Origin of the sequence: Streptomyces sp. NPDC002730 (assembly GCF_042888805.1) — a bacterium.
In the GTDB taxonomy this organism is placed as follows: domain Bacteria; phylum Actinomycetota; class Actinomycetes; order Streptomycetales; family Streptomycetaceae; genus Streptomyces.
In genome coordinates this window covers 683,657-697,307 of sequence record NZ_JBIAQG010000001.1, presented here as the reverse complement: position 1 = coordinate 697,307, position 13,651 = coordinate 683,657, and the positions used below count along the sequence as shown (strand labels likewise).

Here is a 13,651-nt window from a genome sequence, read left to right as displayed (position 1 = left end):
CACACATAGGGTGGATCGCATGGCTGCCAAGACGGACGAGGCCGCGCTCGGTTACGAGCAGGCGCGGGACGAGCTGATCGAGGTCGTACGCCGCCTGGAGGCGGGCGGCACGACGCTCGAGGAGTCGCTGGCTCTGTGGGAGCGCGGCGAGGAGCTGGCAAAGGTCTGCCGCCACTGGCTGGAGGGCGCCCGCGCGCGGCTCGACGCGGCGCTTTCCGAGGGGAAGGGCGAGGGCACGAGTCAGGGCGAGGCCGCCGAGGCCGCCGAAGACTGAGCAGGTCCCGGGGTACTCCGGGTGTGAGTCGGGTCACCATGGGCATGTAGTTGAAATTTAATCCACCGGGGTGCGGTTGGAGCCGTCGTAAAGATCCTCTGCACGCCCCCGGAAGGTACGCCAGCATGACCCTCGCCCTTGACTCCGCCGCCCAGGACCTCCTCTTCCGTGAGGCCCGCACCGCCAACACGTTCACCGACGAGCCGGTGACCGAGGAGCAGGTCCAGGCGATCTACGACCTGGTCAAATTCGGCCCGACCGCCTTCAACCAGAGCCCGCTGCGCGTTGTCCTGGTCCGCTCCGACGAGGCCCGTGAGCGTCTGGTCAAGCACATGGCCGAGGGCAACCAGCCGAAGACCGCCGCCGCCCCGCTGGTCGCGATCCTCGCCGCCGACAACGAGTTCCACGAGGAGCTCCCGACCCTGTTCCCGCACTTCCCGCAGGCCAAGGACATGTTCTTCGCCGAGCGCCCGGCCCGTGAGCAGGCCGCCGCCCTCAACGCCGCGCTGCAGGCCGCGTACTTCATTGTCGGCGTCCGCGCCGCCGGCCTGGCCGCGGGCCCGATGACCGGCTTCGACTTCGCCGGCGTCCAGAAGGAGTTCCTGGACGGCGACCACACCCCGCTGATGATCGTCAACATCGGCAAGCCCGGCGAGGACGCCTCGTTCCCGCGCTCGCCGCGGCTGTCCTACGACGAGGTCGTCACCACCGTCTGATCCCCCGCACAAGCAGAAGGCCGCCGCACCCGCTCCGGGGTGCGGCGGCCTTTTCCAACAACGAGATCAGGACTTCTTCGACTCCAGCGCGGCGGCCATCTCCGCCAGCCGCTCCGGCGACGCCGTACCCGTGATCACGGTCGTCGAGCCCTTGTCCTCGCGCACCAGCGCGTCGTACTTCGCGCCCTCCCAGCGCTGCCAGGCCACGCCGCCCACCTGCTGCGTCTTCCCGGTCTCCCGGGCTTGCTGGCTGACCGTCGGGATGAACTTGCCGGCCGGCGCCGTGGACTGCTCGACGGCGATGTATTCGCCGTCCGGGTCCAGGAAGCCGAGGTGCCAGGCGTCCGCATCGGCGCGCTTGTACGAGACCGATGTCGGCTTCCACTCCTTCGCCAGTCCCTCGGGTGCCGCCACCGGGTACGGCGCCGCGCGCCGTGCCGTCAGCAGCTCCACCCGGTAGTCGACCGCCTTGACCGGGTCCGCCTTTTCGTTGTGCGGAATGAACATGTAGATCACTGCGACGACGGCGCCGATCACCGCCATCGACAGCACCATGTCCCGCACCGTCTGTCTGCCTCGCATACCTGCCACGCCCCCATGGTCGCATCATGGAAGTGTGCTCAAACGTGGCCCCCTCTGCTCAATTTATCGATGTACCGATAGAGTCGGATCACCCTCTTTTCCGGCCGTCGTCGTACAGAAAGGTGCGCTCCGATGACCGAGCATCATCTGCCGTCCCAGCTCGAGGTCTCTCCTGAGGCCCCCGACCGCAACCTCGCCCTGGAGCTGGTCCGGGTCACCGAGGCCGCCGCAATGGCCGCCGGCCGGTGGGTCGGCCGCGGCGACAAGATCGGCGCGGACGGAGCAGCCGTCAAGGCCATGCGGACCCTCGTCTCCACCGTCTCGATGAACGGCATCGTCGTCATCGGCGAGGGCGAGAAGGACGAAGCCCCGATGCTGTTCAACGGCGAGCGGGTCGGCGACGGTACCGGCGCCGAGGTCGACATCGCCGTGGACCCGATCGACGGCACCACGCTGAACGCCAAGGGCATGCCGAACGCCATCGCCGTGCTCGCCGCCGCCGACCGCGGCGCCATGTTCGACCCGTCCGCGGTCTTCTACATGGACAAGCTGGTCACCGGCCCCGAGGCCGCGGACTTCGTGGACATCAACGCCCCCGTCTCGGTCAATATCCGCCGGGTCGCCAAAGCCAAGCACTCCGCGCCCGAGGACGTCACGGTCGTCATCCTGGACCGCCCGCGCCACGAGGGCATCGTCAAGGAGATCCGCGAGACCGGCGCACGCATCAAGTTCATCTCGGACGGCGATGTCGCGGGCTCGGTCATGGCCGTACGCGAAGGCACCGGCGTCGACATGCTGATGGGCATCGGTGGCACGCCCGAGGGCATCATCTCCGCCTGCGCGATCAAGTGCCTCGGCGGCACGATCCAGGGCAAGCTCTGGCCGAAGGACGACGCCGAGCGTCAGCGCGCGCTCGACGCCGGGCACGACCTGGACCGGGTGCTGCACACGAACGACCTGGTCAGTGGCGACAACGTGTTCTTCGTCGCCACCGGCATCACGGACGGCGAGCTGCTGCGCGGAGTGCGTTACCGCGCGGAGACCGCGACCACCCAGTCGCTGGTGATGCGCTCCAAGTCCGGCACGATCCGCCAGATCGACTCGACCCACCGGCTGTCGAAGCTGCGCGCGTACAGCGCCATCGACTTCGACCGCGCCAAGTAGGACGAGCGGAGCGGGAGCAGCGGGTACGGGAAGGGGCGCCCCCCAAGTGCGGTGGGGGCGCCCCTTCCCGTCCCTGCCCGGCGCTCAGGCCGCCGCCGACTTCTTGAGCTCCACCTCGCGCCGCCTGCGCCGGGCCAGCACCACGCGGCGCTCGGCCGCGGTCAGCCCGCCCCACACGCCGTACGGCTCGGGTTGGAGCAGAGCGTGCTCCCGGCATTCGACCATCACGGGGCAGCGGGCGCAGACCCGCTTCGCGGCCTCCTCGCGCGACAGCCGCGCGGCCGTCGGCTCCTTGGACGGAGCGAAGAACAGTCCGGCCTCGTCCCGGCGGCACACCGCCTCCGCGTGCCAGGGTCCGGCCTGATCTTCCCGAGCGGAAATTCGCTGGGGCGGAACGGCGGCGACCTGCAAGGACTGATGCGGCAGTTGCAGCACGGTCTACTCCTGACGACGGCTTCGCGAGCGAGAGACGATGCAGCACTCCCTACCCGCTGTACGCACTCCTATTCACTGAGTGGCACTGAGTTCCGGGGCACGGAATTGCGGGCAGGCGCTCGCGGCCGGAAAGTGCTCCGGAGCGGAGCCGTCAGCCGAGGTGTTTGCGCAGGCGGTCATGGAGGTCGGCGATGATCCGGCCCCGTTTGGGCCTGGCCTCGACATTGCCGAAAACCGAATACCCGTTCACGACGACCACCGGGGCCTCCGGATCGGCCGCCTCCAGGGTGAGCACGTCGAAGTTGCCGAAGAACCCGGTGCCGCTGCCGCGCAGCGAGATGTTCTCCGGGACCCGCACTTCGACATTGCCGAAGATGGCGGTGGCGTTGATGACGGTCAGCCGCTGCTCGAAGAGCGCCTCGGTGAGGTCGATCTCGATGTTGCCGAAGAGCGAGAAGGCGTTGGTGCGGCGGCCGACGCGCCAACGGCCCTTGCGGGTGGAGCTGGAGAAGACGGCGATGAGATTCTCGGCGGGGCCGACGGCCTCCTCGGGCCCGTACGCGTAGGACATGGCGTCGCCACGAGTGCCGGTGCGGGCGGCCGCGGGCAAGTCCCGGACCAGCGGCTCCAGTTCCCCGACGGTCTTGGCCCGGTAGACGGCGTCGATCCGCTCGGAGTGCTCCTCGGCGTCCAGCCGGCCCTCGGCCAGGGCGTCCCGGAGGATGTCGGCGATCCGGTCGCGGTCGGCATCCGAGGCGCGGATGGCATCGCTGGGCTCCGCGGGGGCGACCGGCTTCTGGGGGTGCTTTTCGAGGTCCACGGATCCAGCGTAGCGAAACGCGATAGATCGCGACTAGGGGTACGGGGCCGGGCGCGGCGCCGAGCACCGGGGCTTCGCCCCGGACCCCGCCCCTCAACCACCGGAGGGCCTGCCGGCGCCCCTCGATGCGTGAGTGAGCCCTACCTCACAAGCGTGCGCGGCCAACCGCGTTCTACGCTGAAGGGCGCGCTGCCAATGGACGTCAGCGCCGCTGTCTGCCGAGTGAGGAATGGCCGTAATGCCAGAGTTTCAGTACTCCGATCTGCTCCCGCTGGGAGAGGACACCACGCCGTACCGGCTGGTGACCTCCGAGGGTGTCTCCACCTTCGAGGCCGACGGGCGTACGTTCCTCAAGGTCGAGCCGGAGGCGCTGCGCACGCTCGCCGCCGAGGCCATGCACGACATCTCGCACTACCTGCGGCCCGCCCACCTCGCGCAGCTGCGCCGTATCGTCGACGACCCGGAGGCCTCCTCCAACGACAAGTTCGTTGCGCTGGACCTGCTGAAGAACGCCAATATCGCGGCCGCCGGCGTACTCCCGATGTGCCAGGACACCGGCACGGCGATCGTCATGGGCAAGCGCGGCCAGAACGTCCTGACGCAGGGCGGCGACGAGGAAGCTCTCTCGCGCGGCATCTACGACGCCTACACCAAGCTCAACCTGCGCTACTCGCAGATGGCTCCGCTCACCATGTGGGAGGAGAAGAACACCGGCTCCAACCTCCCCGCCCAGATCGAGCTGTACGCGACCGACGGCGGCGCGTACAAGTTCCTCTTCATGGCAAAGGGCGGCGGCTCCGCCAACAAGTCCTTCCTCTTCCAGGAGACCAAGGCGGTCCTGAACGAGGCCTCCATGATGAAGTTCCTGGAGGAGAAGATCCGCTCGCTCGGCACGGCCGCCTGCCCGCCGTACCACCTCGCCATCGTCGTCGGCGGCACGTCCGCCGAGTTCGCGCTGAAGACCGCGAAGTACGCCTCCGCGCACTACCTCGACGAGCTGCCCGCCGAGGGCTCGCCCACCGGCCACGGCTTCCGGGACAAGGAGCTGGAGGAGAAGGTCTTCGAGCTCACCCAGAAGATCGGCATCGGCGCGCAGTTCGGCGGCAAGTACTTCTGCCACGACGTCCGCGTCGTCCGGCTTCCGCGCCACGGCGCCTCGCTGCCCGTCGCGATCGCCGTCTCCTGCTCGGCCGACCGCCAGGCCACCGCGAAGATCACCGCCGAGGGCGTGTTCCTGGAGCAGCTGGAGACCGACCCGGCACGGTTCCTGCCGGACACGACGGACGCGCACTTGGACGAGGCGGGTGACGTCGTGAAGATCGACCTCAACCGGCCGATGGACGAGGTGCTGGCCGAGCTCACCAAGTACCCGGTCAAGACCCGGCTCTCGCTGACCGGCCCGCTGGTCGTGGCCCGCGACATCGCACACGCCAAGATCAAGGAGCGGCTCGACGCGGGCGAGGAGATGCCGCAGTACCTGAAGGACCACCCGGTCTACTACGCCGGTCCGGCGAAGACCCCCGAGGGCTACGCGTCCGGCTCCTTCGGGCCGACGACGGCCGGCCGTATGGACTCGTACGTCGAGCAGTTCCAGGCGGCGGGCGGCTCCAAGGTCATGCTGGCCAAGGGCAACCGCTCGCAGCAGGTGACGAACGCGTGCGGGACGCACGGCGGGTTCTACCTGGGCTCGATCGGCGGGCCCGCGGCGCGGCTCGCGCAGGACTGCATCAAGAAGGTCGAGGTCGTCGAGTACGAGGAGCTCGGCATGGAGGCGGTGTGGCGGATCGAGGTCGAGGACTTCCCGGCGTTCATCGTGGTGGACGACAAGGGCAACGACTTCTTCACCGAGCCGGCGCCCGCGCCGACGTTCACGTCGATTCCGGTGCGGGGTCCGGGGCTGGCGTAACGCCTGCGGCGGGCCCACGCGGCGGAGTCGCACCCCTTCCCGATTCGGGGCTCCGCGCCGAACCCGTACGCGCTTCGCGCGTGTCCTCAAACGCCGGAAGGGCTGAAAATCCAGCCCCGCCGGCGTTTGAGGCGCGGGGTCTGGGGCGGAGCCCCAGTTCAGGGAAGAGGCGGGGTGGGGAACAGCCCTACGCGAAGCGCTGGTTCGCCGCCCCGGTGCACGGCTGGAGCCGGACCGGCTCCTTCGCCGACGCCAGCGTCAGGCACAACCCCGTCGCCGACGACGGCCGAATCGTCCCGCCCGTGCGGACGAACTGCTGGTTCGCGCCGCCGTGGCAGTTCCACACGATCACCGCCGCGCCCGCCGCATTGCTCCCGCCCGGCACATCCAGGCACCGGTCCTGCGTCAGCTCCGTGTGCAACGACCTGCGGGCCTCGTCGTACCACCAGCCCTGGTTACGGCCGCCGTGGCAGTCCCAGCCCACCACGCCCGTACCGTTGCGGCTCACCGCACCCGCGACGTCCAGGCACGAGCCCGTCGCCTCCTCCTTCAGCGGCTTGTACGCGTCGTCCCAAGCGCCCGCGTACAGCGCCGGCTTCCCGGTCGACGCCACATCCGCGCAACTGGCCTCCCGCAGCCCCGAGTTGTACAGCTGGGTGAGGCAGGAGGCGAACGCCGCATGGCCGCGCACATTGGGGTGGAAGGACTGGCGGGCCGAATTGGAGTCCGGCGGGAAGGGGTTGGAGAGATCGATGTACAGCCCGCGCGCCCAGGTGTCCTCCATGCAGACCTCATGGCCCTGGAAGAGCCGGGAGTTGTCGAGATAGACCGCCCCGGTGGACTGCGCCACCCTGCGCATACCGCGCTCGAACGCGGGGACGGCGGTGTTGCGGCCCCAGACGGTGTCGGAGTCGTAGCCCATACCACCGCAGATCAGCTTGCCGGGGAAGTTCGGATTGTCGCGGAAGTCCGGGCCGATGGGGCTCGGGTAGCCCATCACGACCAGCTTGTAGTCGCCGTCGGCGTATCCGGCGTCGCTCATCACGGTGCGCAGGTCCCGTACGGTCTGCTCGACCTTGGGGACCAGTCCGTCGACGCGGGCCTGCCAGCCCGCCGCGTACTTCGGCTCGCACGGCCCCTGGAACAGCACATAGCGGGTGACGCAGTCGGTTATCACCGGGCCGAACTGCAGATCGTCATTGGCGCCGGCCACCAACAGCACCATCTTGATACGGGTGTTGCGCGCCTTGATGGCGAGACTGTCGCTCTGGACCAGCTCGTCGGCGTACTGCTTCGAGCCGCCGATCCGGATGTTCCCGGTGTACGCGCCGGAGCAGGAGACGTTGTACGTGACGTCCGCGGCGATGCCCGTGCGGTGGATGGCGGCATCGGGCGAGCGGTGGCACCAGTTGTCGGGGCCGTTCGTTCCTGGCTCGTAGCTGCCGACGCCCTCGCCGGAGATCTCGCTGTCGCCGAGCGAGATCAGGCCGGTCCTGCGGTCGGCGAGCGGGCGTTCGGCGGGGCTGCCGTAGAGCTTGACGGCCTCGGTCGCGCGGATGGACTCCAGTTCGGGCGGGAGCGGTACGGATGCTGCGGTACGGATCGCGTCGGGCTGCGCGGCCCGGGCGGTGGTGGCCGTGGCAGCCATTCCGCCGAGCCCTGCCGCCAGTGCCGCGGCGGCCGCGACCGTACAGCGAAGTCTGTGCCTGGTGCGCCTCATTGCGCCTCCCCGGTTTGCTGTTAGTCCGGGTATTTACTGGCGAGTAGCACAGTTGGGAATAGTCAGAACAAGACAACTGCTCATCTTTTTGAGAGTTCCGAGGAGGCATGGCAGCGATGGACGACGCGAGCGAGTACCGGATCGAGCACGACTCCATGGGTGAGGTACGGGTACCGGCGCACGCCAAGTGGCGGGCCCAGACCCAGCGGGCCGTGGAGAACTTCCCCGTGTCCGGCCAGCGGCTGGAGCGGGCCCATATCGAGGCCCTGGCCCGGATCAAGGCGGCCGCAGCCCGCGTCAACGCCGAACTGGGTGTGCTCGACAAGGACATCGCGGAGGCCGTCGCCGACGCGGCCGCGGAGGTCGCGGAGGGCCGCTGGGACGAGCACTTCCCGGTGGACGTCTTCCAGACCGGTTCCGGCACCTCCTCGAACATGAACACCAACGAGGTCATCGCCACGCTCGCCACCGAGCGCCTCGGCCGCGATGTGCACCCCAACGACCATGTGAACGCGTCCCAGTCGTCCAATGACGTCTTCCCCTCCTCCATCCACATCGCGGCGACGGCGGCCGTGACGGGCGATCTGATCCCGGCGCTGGAGCAGCTGGCGGCCTCGCTGGAGCGCAAGGCGTCCGAGTTCTCACTGGTCGTCAAGGCCGGCCGTACGCATCTGATGGACGCCACCCCCGTCACGCTGGGCCAGGAGTTCGGCGGCTATGCCGCACAGATCCGGTACGGCGTGGAACGGCTCAATGCCTCCCTCCCCCGCCTCGCCGAACTCCCGCTCGGCGGTACGGCGGTGGGCACCGGCATCAACACCCCGCCCGGCTTCTCGGCCGCGGTCATCGCCGAGGTCGCCCGCGCGACCGGGCTGCCGCTGACCGAGGCCCGCAACCATTTCGAGGCGCAGGGTGCGCGCGACGGGCTGGTCGAGACGAGCGGCCAGCTGCGTACGATCGCGGTCTCGCTCACCAAGATCTCCAATGACCTGCGCTGGATGGCATCGGGCCCGCGCACCGGCCTCGCCGAGATCGGCCTCCCCGACCTTCAGCCCGGCTCCTCGATCATGCCCGGCAAGGTCAACCCGGTGATCCCGGAGGCCGTGCTGATGGTGGCGGCCCAGGTGACCGGCAACGACGCCACGGTCGCGGCGGCCGGCGCCGCCGGGAACTTCGAGCTGAACGTCATGATGCCGGTGATCGCCAAGAATCTGCTGGAGTCGGTCAGGCTCCTCGCCAATGCCTCGCGGCTGCTGGCGGACCGTACCGTCGACGGCATCACGGCGAACGTCGAGCGAGCCCGTGAGTACGCGGAGTCCTCGCCGGCCGTCGTCACCCCGCTGAACAAATACATCGGGTACGAGGAGGCGGCGAAGGTCGCCAAGAAGTCGCTGGCCGAGCGGAAGACGATCCGCGAGGTCGTCCTCGAGTCCGGCTATGTGGAGCGTGGAGCGCTGACCCTCGAGCAGTTGGACGAGGCGCTTGACGTGCTGCGTATGACACATCCGTAAGCCGGTGGCCGTGACCTGCGTCGCAGCGGGGCCCCGGCCGTACTCCTAGGATCTGCGCATGACAGGTACGGAACGCATCGCACGCTGGGCGCCCGGGGACCACATCCTCTGGCGCTACCGCGGCCATGCCTCGGATCTGTCGGGCGGCGGCGTCCACATCTGCCGGCCCGTGACCGTCGTGGAGGACACCGACGAGCTGCTCGCGGTGTGGATGGCGCCGGGCACCGAGTGCGTGAAGCCGGTACTCGCGGACGGCACGCCGGTGCACCAGGAGCCGCTCGCCACCCGCTACACCGCACCGCGCACCACCGCCCGGGCCCGCTGGTTCGGCACGGGCGTACTGAAGCTGGCGCGGCCCGGTGAACCCTGGTCGGTCTGGCTGTTCTGGGAGCGCGGCTGGCGGTTCAAGAACTGGTATGTGAACCTCGAGGAGCCGCACGTCCGTTGGGCGGGCGGCGTCGACTCCGAGGATCACTTCCTGGACATTGCCGTCCACCCGGACCGCACCTGGCGCTGGCTGGACGAGGACGAGTTCGCGGAGGCCCAGCGGGTCGGCCTGATGGACGTGGAGAAGGCACAGGCCGTACGGGAGGCGGGGGAGGCGGCCGTCGAGGCGATCCGGGCCTGGCAGGCGCCGTTCTCCGCGGGCTGGGAGGGCTGGCGGCCGGACCCGGCGTGGCGGGTGCCTCGGCTTCCGGCGGACTGGGACTGTACGGCGGTGCAGGTGACGTCGTGAGTCCGCGTCAGGAGTCCGTCCGCGGGCGCGGGGTGAAGTGACTGATTCCGGTCCGGGAACACGCTCCAGCTCATACGACCTCGTGAGACTCTTGATGCGCCCCCAGGGGGCAAACGTAGGATCGTCGTCCGCAAGGCTGCGCCGTTTGAGCAACTATTGAGCGCAGGGCACAGCCTGACCGTAAGTCATCACGAGTCATTTCAAGGGGGTGGAGCTGTGCCGGATGCCTGCCATCCTGTCGGCGCCGCCCGCAGAGCGGGTATACCGCCTCACGAGGCGATTGCATCGCACAACCGGCCCGGACGGACGGAATCCCACGCGTGACGGAGCAGCCCACCTCCCACGAAGGCCGGCAGCCCTTGGCTGCCCGGCCGCATGAACGCACCCGGCCGCGGTCCGAGGCGACCGGCGGCTCCAGCGTGCCCCCACCTGCCGGTCCGCCGCAGGACCTTGCGGGGACCGCACGCCGCGAGGGCGACCGACTGCGTTTCGTGGGGGCCGCCACTCGCAGGATCGCGCGCGGCATAGACCTCGACGAGATCGTGCTCGGGCTGTGCCGGGCGACCGTGCCGACCTTCTCCGACGCGATTCTCGTCTATCTCCGCAGCCCGCTGCCGGTGGGCGACGAGCGGCCGGTCTCGCCGTTCGTGCTGCGGCTGCGCCGCACCGACCGGCTGCGTTTAGCCGGTGAGGACGCCGATCTCGGCACCGCCGCCCCCATCCCGGTCGTAGACCCGCAGACCGACCTCATGCCTGCCGCCGAGCTGTGCGAGGTGCGGTCCGGCGGTGCGCTCTCCGAGGTCCTGCGCGGGGTACGGCCCGTCTTCGGCGACTCCGCGGCCGCCCGGGCCGCCCTGCCCGAGCTGCTCGGCGCCGACCGCACCGTACCGAGCGGACATCGCGCGATACTCGCCCCGCTCCGCGGCAGGCGGCGGGTGATCGGTGCGGCCGTCTTCCTCCGCCGGCCGGACCGGCCCGCCTTCGAGCCCAACGACCTTCTGGTCGCCGCCCAGTTGGCGACGCACACCGCGCTCGGCATCGACAAGGCCGTGCTGTACGGACGTGAGGCGTACATCGCGGACGAGCTGCAGCGCACCATGCTGCCCGACTCGCTCCCGCAGCCGACCGGCGTCCGTCTCGCGTCCCGCTACCTCCCGGCCGCCGAGACCGCCCGGGTCGGCGGCGACTGGTACGACGCGATCCCATTGCCGGGCAGCCGGGTGGCGCTGGTGGTCGGCGACGTCATGGGGCACTCCATGACCTCTGCCGCGATCATGGGCCAGCTGCGCACGACCGCGCAGACCCTGGCCGGTCTCGACCTGCCGCCGCAGGAGGTTCTGCACCATCTGGACGAGCAGGCCCAGCGGCTCGGCACGGACCGCATGGCCACCTGCCTCTACGCCGTGTACGACCCCGTCTCGCACCGCATCACCATCGCCAACGCCGGCCACCCGCCGCCCATCCTGCTGCACCTGGGCGGGCGGGCCGAGGTGCTGCGCGTACCGCCCGGCGCACCCATCGGCGTGGGCGGCGTGGACTTCGAGGCCGTGGAGCTGGACGCCCCGGCCGGCGCGACCCTGCTGCTGTACACCGACGGCCTGGTCGAGTCCCGGCTGCGGGATGTGTGGACGGGGATCGAGCAGCTGCGGGAGCGGCTCGCCGCCACCGCCCAGCTGACCGGTCCGGACCATTCGCCGCCGCTTGAGGCGCTCTGCGACGACGTGCTGGACGTTCTCGGCCCGGGCGACCGGGACGACGACATCGCACTGCTCGCGGCCCGCTTCGACGGGATCGCGCCGAGCGATGTCGCCTACTGGTTCCTGGAGCCCGAGGACGCGGCTCCGGGCCGGGCCAGGAGACTGGCCCGGCGGGCGCTGAACCGCTGGGGCCTGGAGGAGCTGAGCGACTCGGTGGAGCTGCTGGTCAGCGAGGTGGTGACCAATGCCGTGCGGTACGCCGAGCGGCCGGTGACGCTGCGGCTGCTGCGTACGGACGTACTGCGCTGCGAGGTCGGCGACGACTCTCCGCAGCTGCCGCGGCAGCGCCGGGCCCGGGACACGGACGAGGGCGGACGAGGACTGTTCCTGGTGAACCGGCTGGCCAGACGGTGGGGAGCGACCCGCCTGTCGACCGGCAAGGTGGTGTGGTTCGAGCTGCCTACTCCCGCGTAGCCGCAGAGCTCGTACTGGGGCCAGATCTGGACCCTGTCCAAATGTTGCCGACAGGGTGTCGTGGGAGTTGACTGAGGCACGCGGCCGATGCGACCTCAATCCCTCTATCGACGGGAGGACGCTCGTGACCGAGTCATCCCCGAAGGCCCCGTACACGACCAACAATGTCGGCATCCCGGTGGAGAGCGACGAGCATTCGCTCACCGTGGGACCCGACGGCCCGATCCTGCTCCAGGACCACTACCTCATCGAGAAGATGGCCCAGTTCAACCGGGAGCGGGTCCCTGAGCGGGTGGTGCACGCGAAGGGTGCGGGAGCGTACGGCACCTTCGAAGTCACCAATGATGTCAGCCAGTTCACCAGGGCGGACCTCTTCCAACCGGGCAAGCGCACCGAGATGCTGGCCCGCTTCTCCACTGTCGCGGGTGAGCAGGGCTCTCCCGACACCTGGCGTGACCCGCGCGGCTTCGCGCTGAAGTTCTACACGGAACACGGCAACTACGACATGGTCGGCAACAACACGCCGGTCTTCTTCGTACGCGACACGATCAAGTTCCAGGACTTCATCAGGTCCCAGAAGCGCCACCCGGCCACCGGGCTGCGCAGCAACGACATGCAGTGGGATTTCTGGACGCTGTCCCCCGAGTCCGCGCACCAGGTGACGTGGCTGATGGGCGACCGCGGCGTTCCGAAGACCTACCGCCATATGAACGGTTACAGCTCCCACACCTACATGTGGATCAACGGCGGCGGCGAGCGGTTCTGGGTGAAGTACCACTTCAAGACCGACCAGGGCATCGACTTCCTCACGCAGGCCGAGGCCGACGAGCTGGCCGGCACGGACGCGGACAAGCACCGCCGCGATCTGTACGAGTCGATCGACTCCGGAAACGCGCCGAGCTGGAGCCTCAAGGTCCAGATCATGCCGTTCGAGGACGCGGCGGACTACCGCTTCAATCCCTTCGACCTGACCAAGGTGTGGCCGCACGGGGACTACCCCCTGATCGACGTCGGCCGGATGACGCTCAACAGGAATCCGGACGACTACTTCATCCACATCGAGCAGGCCGCCTTCGAACCGTCCAACATGGTGCCGGGCATCGGCCCGTCGCCGGACAAGATGCTGCTCGGACGGCTCTTCTCGTACCCGGACACCCACCGGTACCGGATCGGCCCGAACTACGCCCAGCTGCCGCCCAACCGGCCGCATACATCGGTGAACTCGTATGCCAAGGACGGCCCGATGCGGTACGTGGCGTCGAACGCCGCGAGGCCGTACGCGCCGAACTCCTACGGCGGTCCCGCCGCCGACTTCCAGCGCTTCGGCGAACCGGCGAGCTGGGAGGCCGCGGGAGAGCTGGTGCGCGAGGCGTACAAGCCGCACCGCGAGGACGACGACTGGGGCCAGCCGGGGACCATGGTCCGCCAAGTGCTGGACGACGCGGCCCGTGAGCGACTGGTGTCGAACGTCAGCGGACATCTGAAGGACGGCGTGACCCGGCCGGTCCTGGACCGGGCGCTGCAGTACTGGCGCAACATCGACAAGAAGATCGGCGACCGTATCGCCAGCAAGGTGAACGGCGGCTGACAGGGAGTACGACAGTGCCCGCGGTCCC

Annotated in this window: 12 protein-coding genes; 8 read left to right on the top strand and 4 right to left on the bottom strand. The window is 69.4% G+C overall.

Translation table 11 applies throughout. The annotated features are described in order from the left end of the window. Positions 1 to 19: 19 nt before the first annotated feature. Both ACFYXH_RS03480 and ACFYXH_RS03475 read left to right on the top strand, forming a co-directional pair. Positions 20 to 274 (top strand): exodeoxyribonuclease VII small subunit, encoded by a 255-nt coding sequence (locus ACFYXH_RS03480; protein WP_389560217.1) that lies wholly within the window; start codon positions 20 to 22, stop codon positions 272 to 274. 125 nt (positions 275 to 399) lie between these two features. Then, complete coding sequence (locus ACFYXH_RS03475) at positions 400 to 990, top strand: malonic semialdehyde reductase (protein WP_389560215.1); 591 nt, start codon at positions 400 to 402, stop codon at positions 988 to 990. Between the two features lie 66 nt (positions 991 to 1,056). Here ACFYXH_RS03475 and ACFYXH_RS03470 read toward each other — a convergent pair whose 3' ends face one another. Beyond that, the gene (locus ACFYXH_RS03470) at positions 1,057 to 1,572 is read right to left on the bottom strand and encodes a DUF4245 domain-containing protein (protein WP_389560648.1); all 516 of its coding nucleotides are present in this window, start codon (positions 1,570 to 1,572) and stop codon (positions 1,057 to 1,059) included. 132 nt (positions 1,573 to 1,704) lie between these two features. Here ACFYXH_RS03470 and glpX point away from each other — a divergent pair, with 132 nt between their 5' ends. Next, positions 1,705 to 2,736: a class II fructose-bisphosphatase gene (glpX, locus tag ACFYXH_RS03465; protein ID WP_389560213.1), complete on the top strand. Its 1,032-nt coding sequence runs from the start codon at positions 1,705 to 1,707 to the stop codon at positions 2,734 to 2,736. Positions 2,737 to 2,820: 84 nt separating this feature from the next. Here the strand turns inward: glpX and ACFYXH_RS03460 are convergent, their stop codons facing one another. Continuing rightward, on the bottom strand, positions 2,821 to 3,171 hold the full coding sequence (locus tag ACFYXH_RS03460) for a WhiB family transcriptional regulator (RefSeq protein WP_327325814.1): 351 nt from the start codon (positions 3,169 to 3,171) through the stop codon (positions 2,821 to 2,823). A 151-nt stretch (positions 3,172 to 3,322) separates the two neighbouring features. After that, entirely contained in the window at positions 3,323 to 3,991 is a 669-nt protein-coding gene (locus ACFYXH_RS03455; RefSeq protein WP_389560211.1) for a DUF1707 domain-containing protein, read from the bottom strand. A gap of 238 nt (positions 3,992 to 4,229) precedes the next feature. Here ACFYXH_RS03455 and ACFYXH_RS03450 point away from each other — a divergent pair, with 238 nt between their 5' ends. After that, positions 4,230 to 5,897 carry a fumarate hydratase gene (locus tag ACFYXH_RS03450; protein WP_389560209.1) on the top strand — a complete coding sequence of 556 codons (1,668 nt, stop codon included), beginning with the start codon at positions 4,230 to 4,232 and terminating at the stop codon, positions 5,895 to 5,897. Positions 5,898 to 6,084: 187 nt separating this feature from the next. Here ACFYXH_RS03450 and ACFYXH_RS03445 read toward each other — a convergent pair whose 3' ends face one another. Then, positions 6,085 to 7,617 (bottom strand): ricin-type beta-trefoil lectin domain protein, encoded by a 1,533-nt coding sequence (locus ACFYXH_RS03445; RefSeq protein WP_389560207.1) that lies wholly within the window; start codon positions 7,615 to 7,617, stop codon positions 6,085 to 6,087. Between the two features lie 107 nt (positions 7,618 to 7,724). Between ACFYXH_RS03445 and ACFYXH_RS03440 the strand changes: the two genes are divergently transcribed. From ACFYXH_RS03440 to ACFYXH_RS03425, 4 genes are all read left to right on the top strand, one after another. Further along, on the top strand, positions 7,725 to 9,128 hold the full coding sequence (locus ACFYXH_RS03440; RefSeq protein ID WP_385311412.1) for a class II fumarate hydratase: 1,404 nt from the start codon (positions 7,725 to 7,727) through the stop codon (positions 9,126 to 9,128). 58 nt (positions 9,129 to 9,186) lie between these two features. Beyond that, the gene (locus ACFYXH_RS03435) at positions 9,187 to 9,864 is read left to right on the top strand and encodes a DUF402 domain-containing protein (RefSeq protein WP_389560204.1); all 678 of its coding nucleotides are present in this window, start codon (positions 9,187 to 9,189) and stop codon (positions 9,862 to 9,864) included. Positions 9,865 to 10,184: 320 nt separating this feature from the next. Beyond that, the gene (locus ACFYXH_RS03430) at positions 10,185 to 12,035 is read left to right on the top strand and encodes a SpoIIE family protein phosphatase (RefSeq protein ID WP_327325809.1); all 1,851 of its coding nucleotides are present in this window, start codon (positions 10,185 to 10,187) and stop codon (positions 12,033 to 12,035) included. Between the two features lie 124 nt (positions 12,036 to 12,159). Further along, complete coding sequence (locus tag ACFYXH_RS03425; protein WP_389560203.1) at positions 12,160 to 13,623, top strand: catalase; 1,464 nt, start codon at positions 12,160 to 12,162, stop codon at positions 13,621 to 13,623. Positions 13,624 to 13,651 lie beyond the last annotated feature (28 nt).